At 43.3% G+C, this 7,233-nt stretch carries 4 protein-coding genes; all 4 read left to right on the forward strand.

What is annotated here, in order from left to right; all coding sequences use genetic code 11:
* Nucleotides 1-1,432: DUF1574 family protein (locus PN499_RS05020; protein ID WP_272030590.1), on the forward strand; the 1,432-nt coding region annotated here is incomplete at its 5' end.
* Nucleotides 1,433-1,840: 408 nt separating this feature from the next.
* Nucleotides 1,841-4,714, forward strand: coding sequence for a zinc-dependent metalloprotease (locus tag PN499_RS05025; RefSeq protein WP_272030592.1), 2,874 nt, complete (start codon nt 1,841-1,843; stop codon nt 4,712-4,714).
* A gap of 224 nt (nt 4,715-4,938) precedes the next feature.
* Nucleotides 4,939-5,517 (forward strand): Uma2 family endonuclease, encoded by a 579-nt coding sequence (locus PN499_RS05030; RefSeq protein ID WP_272030593.1) that lies wholly within the window; start codon nt 4,939-4,941, stop codon nt 5,515-5,517.
* Between the two features lie 29 nt (nt 5,518-5,546).
* The gene (locus PN499_RS05035) at nt 5,547-7,016 is read left to right on the forward strand and encodes an MBOAT family O-acyltransferase (RefSeq protein ID WP_272030594.1); all 1,470 of its coding nucleotides are present in this window, start codon (nt 5,547-5,549) and stop codon (nt 7,014-7,016) included.
* Nucleotides 7,017-7,233 lie beyond the last annotated feature (217 nt).

Here is a 7,233-nt window from a genome sequence, read left to right on the forward strand (position 1 = left end):
GGAGCAGAGGAGCAGGGGAGCGGGGGAACAGGAAACGATCGCTGACTCTTTTAACGCTAAACCGCGAACTGCTGCTGGCTCTGAAGCCTTGCCAGAAACGAAGCAAACGGGAGCAATTTCTCAAAATAGTGAAGGGTTGGGAGTGGAATCAAACAATGTTTCTAACTCCAAAACTCGCGAGGTGAGCTTACCTCAGTTACCTTTGCAGCAATCGCCGCAAACTAATAGTACAGAGGTATTCAATGGTTCTGGGTTTACTAAACCCGGTACTGCTAGCATCGAACTTCCAGCTAATAGCAATAGCCAAGAGTCATTTTCAACATTAGATAGTGTAGAAAGTTACCCAACTTTCAGGAGCGATCAACTTGATGAGCAGTTAGTACGCTACCAAAAATATATTCGCACTCATAAAAGGCTCCCGGATATTATGATCGTTGGCAGTTCCAGAGCTTTGCGGGGAGTCGAGCCGACTGTTTTAGAGAAAGCTTTGGCCCTACAGGGGTATCCGGGACTGAAGGTTTATAACTTTGGGGTAAATGGCGCTACTGTCCAAGTTGTAGACTTGATACTACGCCGCGTTTTACCAGTGGAGCAACTGCCAAAACTAATTGTATTAGCCGATGGGGCCCGCGCTGTCAATAGTGGCAGGATTGATGTTACTTATAATGCGATCGCGACTTCAGAAGGTTATAGACAACTGGCTCAAGGAACTTGGAAAATCCACGCCAACAGAGTAACCGCATCCACATCCAAATCCGCCGCCACCGCCCCCCTGTCTCCTGTAGCAGAATTTATGCAAAATATAGATAAGAGGGGTGTGGCGATCGAGGAATTTCTGAATCACAAGTTAGAGGGGGTATCTGGGACTTACCGCAACCGCGATCGCTTGAAAACCTTTTTGCGATCGCTAGTTATTAGTCAGGTGCAATCTTCCCAAGTTTCAAATAAGGAACAGCAAATAGCAGAGGAAAAACTAATAGTGGACAGCGGACAAACAAGCGAATTTGACTCGAATGGGTTTCTTCCCATCGATATCCGTTTCGCCCCCGCTACTTACTATCAGCAACATTCCAAAGTCTCAGGCGATTACGACGCTGACTATCAAAGTTTCCAACTCGTAGGCAGACAAACTGATGCTATCAAAAACCTTGTGGAATTTACCAAAGCTCACAATATTAATTTAGTTTTTGTTAATATGCCCCTAACTAAAGATTATTTAGATCCGGTGCGGGGTGAATACGAACAAGAATTCCGAGAGCAAATGCAGCAGCTAGCCGCCGAAACTGGATTAATTTTCCGAGACATCGGTCTTTTGTGGCCAGAGGCGCGGGAAAACTTTTCCGACCCCAGCCACCTCAATCGCTATGGAGCAGTCGAAGTTTCCAAGCAGTTAGCTAAAGATCCGATGATTCCTTGGCCAACTCGCAATTAAATTTGTTAATTGTTAACTGTTAACTGTTAACTGTTAACTGTTAATTGGTAATTGTTAGTTGTTAGTTGTTAGTTGTTAGTTGTTAGTTGTTAGTTGTAGGACTTACCAAGCTGGCCCAGAAACCGGGTTTTTTACGAAAATACTTGGTTCCAGCCTAAATATTTCATGAAAAACCCGGTTTCTATGGTCATAGCGCATAAATCCTGAATAAGCAATTACCAACTACCAACTACCAATTACCAATCACCAATCACCAATCACCAATTACCAATCACCAATCACCAATCACCAATTACCAATTACCAATCACCAATTACCAATTACCAATTACCAATTACCAATCACCAATTACCAATTACCAATCAGCTATCGGCAATTAGCAATCAGCAATTAGCAATCAGCACTACCATGAAACAAGTAAAATCTTCCGCTGAAAGTACAAATCAAAAGGGGAAAACCAAAAGAAAAAATATACCCTTTCTATTTTTCCTATTTGCGCTTTCCTTTTTGCTGTTTTCTTTGTATAGGGGTTTGATTTTACCTGATTCTTTATCGGCTCAAACCCCAGAGTTTAGTCCTAATGGGAATACTACCGAACAGCAAGCACTACAACCCTTTGAACAAGTCATTAAAGATACGGAAAAATTGTCTGGACTTTTTACTCTCTACACTGAGAAAGAAGAGAAAAAAGTTTATCTCGAAATTACCCCAGAACAACTCAATAAAAAATTCCTCTGCTTTATCACTCTTGAATCGGGACTGGGAGAATCTGGCATCTATAGCGGTATGCCAATCGGAGATTTTCTGTTTCAGTTGCGCCGCCAACAAAACAAGGTAGAATTTGCCCTTCCTAATATCAATTTTCGTACCCATGATGGCGATCCGCAAGCGGGTTCAGTGCAACGTTCTTTTAGCGATTCGATTCTCTATTCTTTACCGATTAAAAGCATTCATCCTGAGCGAAAAAGTTTGCTAATCGATCTTAGCGATTTACTGATGAGCGAACGCCGCGACCTTCCGGGGATAACTGCAATGTTGCCTTACTTCTTGGGAGGTTCCTATTCTATAGAACCTGATAAGTCTTATTTTAAGGAAGTGAAAGCCTTCCCTTTGAATGTAGAAATTTCCTCTGTTTATGGTTTCTCTAGCTCGAATGATAGCGATATGGCTTATCTTCCATCTTTGCCGGATAGTCGAGCTTTTAATCTTCGCATTCATTACAGTTTTTCGGAAGTTCCTATTAATAATGGCTATCGACCTCGCACCGCCGATGAGCGTGTAGGCTATTTCCTAACTGCTTACAAGGATTTTTCGGATGAAAATCGTTCTGAGCCTTTTGTACGCTATGTGAATCGGTGGCATTTGCAAAAGCAAAATCCTGGGGCTCCGATGTCGCCGCCAGTGCAGCCGATTGTATTCTGGATTGAGAATAATGTGCCTTTGGAGTATCGGGAAGCTATCAGCGAGGGTATTTTAGCTTGGAATAAAGCTTTTGAGAAGGCGGGATTTATTGATGCAATTCAAGTTAAGCAAATGCCGGATAATGCGTCTTGGGACCCGGCTGATGTGCGCTATAACACGATTCGCTGGTCTAGTTCTTTTTATCCGGCATTTGCGGGTATTGGGCCGTCTCGTATCAATCCGCTGACGGGACAAATTTTAGATGCGGATATTCTTTTGGATGCAAATATTGTCCGAGATATTAAGCATGGCTATCGCAGTTTGGTGCAACAAAATCAATCAATGGCAAAGGCTTTTCAGGGGCAAAATGGTACTAATCGCAATCCTTGCCAATTCGGTCTTTATTCTCGCTATCTTAAGGGGTTGGAAAGTGGGGATAGAGGACTGAGGAGGGATGCTTTGGAATTAGATGATTTGCCAACTTTGAAGGAACAATACAATCAGCAGGGTCGTTCTTCGCTGTCACAATTGATGTCTAGTTCTGATTTATGTTTTGGGTTGGAGTCGTCGAAACAGTTTGCGATCGGGGCGATGGCGCTGTCTCTGTTCCACAATGCGCCGCCTGATGGTAGTGATATGTCGGAGTTCGTACACCAGTATTTGCGTTACCTGGCGGCCCATGAGGTGGGTCATACGTTAGGGCTGAGGCACAATTTTCATGGGAGTACGATGCTGGAACCGGAGGATTTGAATAATACGGCTATTACTCAAACTAAGGGTTTGGTGGGGTCGGTGATGGATTATGTGCCGATTAATATTGCGCCGCAGGGAACTGAACAGGGGGATTATTTTCCGGTGGTGGTGGGGCCTTACGATCGCTGGGCGATCGAGTATGGTTATAAGCCGATGGGAGGGGTGAATCCGGCGGCTGAGGTGGATAGGTTGGCGGAAATCGCGCAGCGGGCTCCTGAACCTTCGCTTTCTTATGCGGCGGATGAGGATTCTTTTGATATTTTGAATCCGGCTGCGAATACGTTCGATCTCAGTAGTAATATGTTGCGCTATTCTCAGTGGCAGTTGGATAATGCGCGGGTGATGTGGAAGAAGTTGGAGGATCGGACTCCTGCTAGCGGTGAGGGTTACAGTGAGTTGCGGACGATGTTTGATACGGTGTTTGGGTATTATTTCCAGAATGTGATGAATACGACTCTATATGTTGGGGGTCAGTCGTTTAACCGCGATCGTCCGGGCGATCCAAATGGACGTTTGCCTTTTGAGGCGATCGCGATCGAGAAACAGCGGGAAGCTTTGGCGAATCTACAAAAGTATGTGTTTGCGGCGGATGCGTTTAGTTTCTCGCCGGAGTTGTTGAATAAGTTAGCGCCGTCGCGTTGGGATCATTGGGGAAATCCCGCGTTGATGTTTCCTTTGGATTATCCGATTGGCGATCGCATTACTTTTCTTCAACGTTTTGCGTTGCGGGTGTTGCTTTCTCCTGTCCGTCTGACGCGCCTACGCGATGGGGAATTAAAGACTGCGCCGGAGAATGCTTTGAAGATGCCGGAGTTATTTGATACTTTGCATAAGGGTATTTGGACGGAGGTTTTGCAGTTAAACGATCGGTCGATGCCGATTTCTAATTTCAGGCGATCGTTACAGCGCGAACACTTAGCTATTTTAATGGGGATGGTGTTGCGAAAGACGGGTGCTCCTGAAGATGCACGGGCTTTGGCTTGGTCTGAATTACGGGAACTACGGGAAGCTTTGAGTAAAGCGATTCGGAAGGAAGATAAGAAGGCGGATGCTTACACGCGAGCTCATTTGGAGGAAACGCGCGATCGGATTACTAAGACTTTGAATGCACAAATTGAATCTAATTAGTTAACTGTTAACTGTTAACTGTTAACTTGTAAGGTGGGCGCTCGCCTCAACCATCTTCTGCTATAAGTTACAGCCTTTTGAGACGAGCGCCCACCCAAATTTAGCTACATTTAGCCTCAACCATCTTCTGCTATAAGTTACAGCCTTTTGAGGCGAGCGCCCACCTACATTTTAAGAATTTTCAAGATCAACTGAAATGAGTAAATTAAAGGAGAGAATTGTGTATGATCGTCACGCAAGTTGAAACTAAAACCTACACGGCTGAGGAATATTTAGAAGCTGAAATCAATTCTCAGGATCGGCATGAATTTATCAATGGAGAGATTGTTCTAATGACGGGTGGTACACCGAATCACAATGAAATTACCAGTAATTTCATTGTTGCACTAAAAGTGGCATTAAAAGGGAAACCCTATCGGACTTTTATTACAGATCAGCGGCTTTGGGTTCCGCAGTTTAATAATTATAGTTATCCAGATGTGATGGTGGTAGCGAACCCGATTGAGCTGCAATCTGGACGCACGGATACAATTACGAATCCTGTGTTAATTGCTGAGGTCTTGTCTAAAGGTACCAAAGCTTACGATCGCGATGAAAAGTTTGCTGGGTATCGCAGTATTCCTAGTTTTCAGGAATATTTATTAATCGATCAATATCGGGTACAGGTAGAGCAATACTCTAAAACTGAAGCGAATAAGTGGATATTTTCGGAATATAGCAGTATCGACGATCGGCTGACATTAACTTCTATTCCTGTAGAAATTTCGCTGGCAGATTTGTATGAAAATATCGAGTTAACTTAACTGTTAGTAATTGGTATTTAGCAACTAAAATGACTTTTATTTCTTTAAAATACGCTTATTTCCTACTGATTACTTTAGTAATTTACTGGCTAATTCCCAACCGAGGTTGGCGGCTGTTTGTGATGCTGGCCGCCAGCATCAGATTCTATGCTTTCCTGCAAATAGAGTACATCCCTCTACTATTAATCGGTATTGTATTTAATTACCGCTTGGCCAAAGCAATAGGGGAACCTCTTGACTGGCGGATTGCCAATGAAGCTTGGAACCGCCGCCGCTTCCTCCTCCTGTGGCTGGGAATTGTTATTAATATTTCACTACTACTCGGCTTTAAATATGTGCCTTTTTTCTTGACCTCTATCGGTACATTTTTTAATTTACCAGTTGCATTAGATAGTGCTAGGTGGGTAAACACTAATGTAATTTCTCCTTTAGGACTGAGTTTCTTTTGTTTTGAGTGCGTTGCTTACTTGATTGATGTATATCGAGGTGCTCCTGCTGCTAATTCCCTGCTGCAATTTGCCTCTTACAAGTTCTTTTTCCCTAAATTGATTTCTGGCCCTATTACTCGCTATCACAATTTGCTCAGTCAGCTCAAAACGTTAAAATTTCCGACGCACGATGGAATTGCTGAAGGACTTTGGCTGATTGCTTCTGGTGCGGTAAAAAAAGGAGTTTTTGCTGATAACTTGGGTAAGTTAGTTACCCTCAGTTTTGATAATTTACAGAGGGCTGGTAGTGGCGATTTATGGTTAGCGACAATTGCTTATGGACTGCAATTATATCTAGATTTTAGCGGCTATGTTGATATGGCTCGCGGTACTGCTTTGCTGATGGGTTTGAGTTTGCCGCAAAATTTTGATTTTCCTTATTTTAGTCTTAGTATTGCTGATTTCTGGCGGAGATGGCACATGAGTTTAGGGGATTGGCTGCGGAATTATCTATATTTTCCGTTGGGCGGTTCGCGGGTAGGTTTAGTTAGAACTTGTGTGAATTTATTGATTGTCATGCTAATTGCAGGAATTTGGCATGGGGCCGCTTGGGGGTTTATTATTTGGGGATGTTTGCATGGTTTGGCTTTAGTAGTTCATCGCCTGACGGAAGTTATTTCTAAGCAGTTATCGCTGGAAAGTTTTTGGCAAAGTTTGCCGGGTATTTTGGTGGGTTGGTTGTTGACTCAGGGCATGGTGTTTGCATCTTGGATATTTTTTAGACTCCCCGATTTGAAAATTTCTGGATTGGTATTTTCACATTTTTGGGGATATAATGCGGATGTTCAATTTGCTCAAAAAGTTTATATTGAGGCCCTGGGTTTGGAACGATTTCAGATAAGCTGGATGGTGGCAGTGTTAGTGGTGGCTATGGGGATTAGTTACACTCTGCACCGAGGTTTAAAGTTGCAGTTAAATTGGCCTTTAAAGTTGATTTTGGTACCGTTGTGTTTACTGGCTTTAGCTTTGGCACCGGAGGGGGGTTTGCCTTATATTTATTTTGATTTTTAAGATAAAGCTTGACAATACAGGGTTTCTGTATACCTCATTTATCTGAGAGTCGCTATAGTGTTGAGGCTTCTTAAATCCAGAACGCAGGCTATTAGAATACTGGGGGGGTGACAATCCGGCCCAAAGGCTTATGGGGTAAAGATTGAGCCGAGTTGTGGTAAAAAAAGATAGGCAGCCAAATTGTTACACGCTTGCCTATCGAAAAACATAATGTTAC

It is taken from the genome of Kamptonema animale CS-326 (assembly GCF_028330895.1).
Taxonomy (GTDB): domain Bacteria; phylum Cyanobacteriota; class Cyanobacteriia; order Cyanobacteriales; family Microcoleaceae; genus Kamptonema; species Kamptonema formosum.

Coding starts and splice junctions, on each gene's coding strand:
- PN499_RS05025 (WP_272030592.1), top strand. CDS start 1,841: ATGAAACAAGTAAAATCTTCCGCTGAAAGTACAAATCAAAAGGGGAAA.
- PN499_RS05030 (WP_272030593.1), top strand. CDS start 4,939: ATGATCGTCACGCAAGTTGAAACTAAAACCTACACGGCTGAGGAATAT.
- PN499_RS05035 (WP_272030594.1), top strand. CDS start 5,547: ATGACTTTTATTTCTTTAAAATACGCTTATTTCCTACTGATTACTTTA.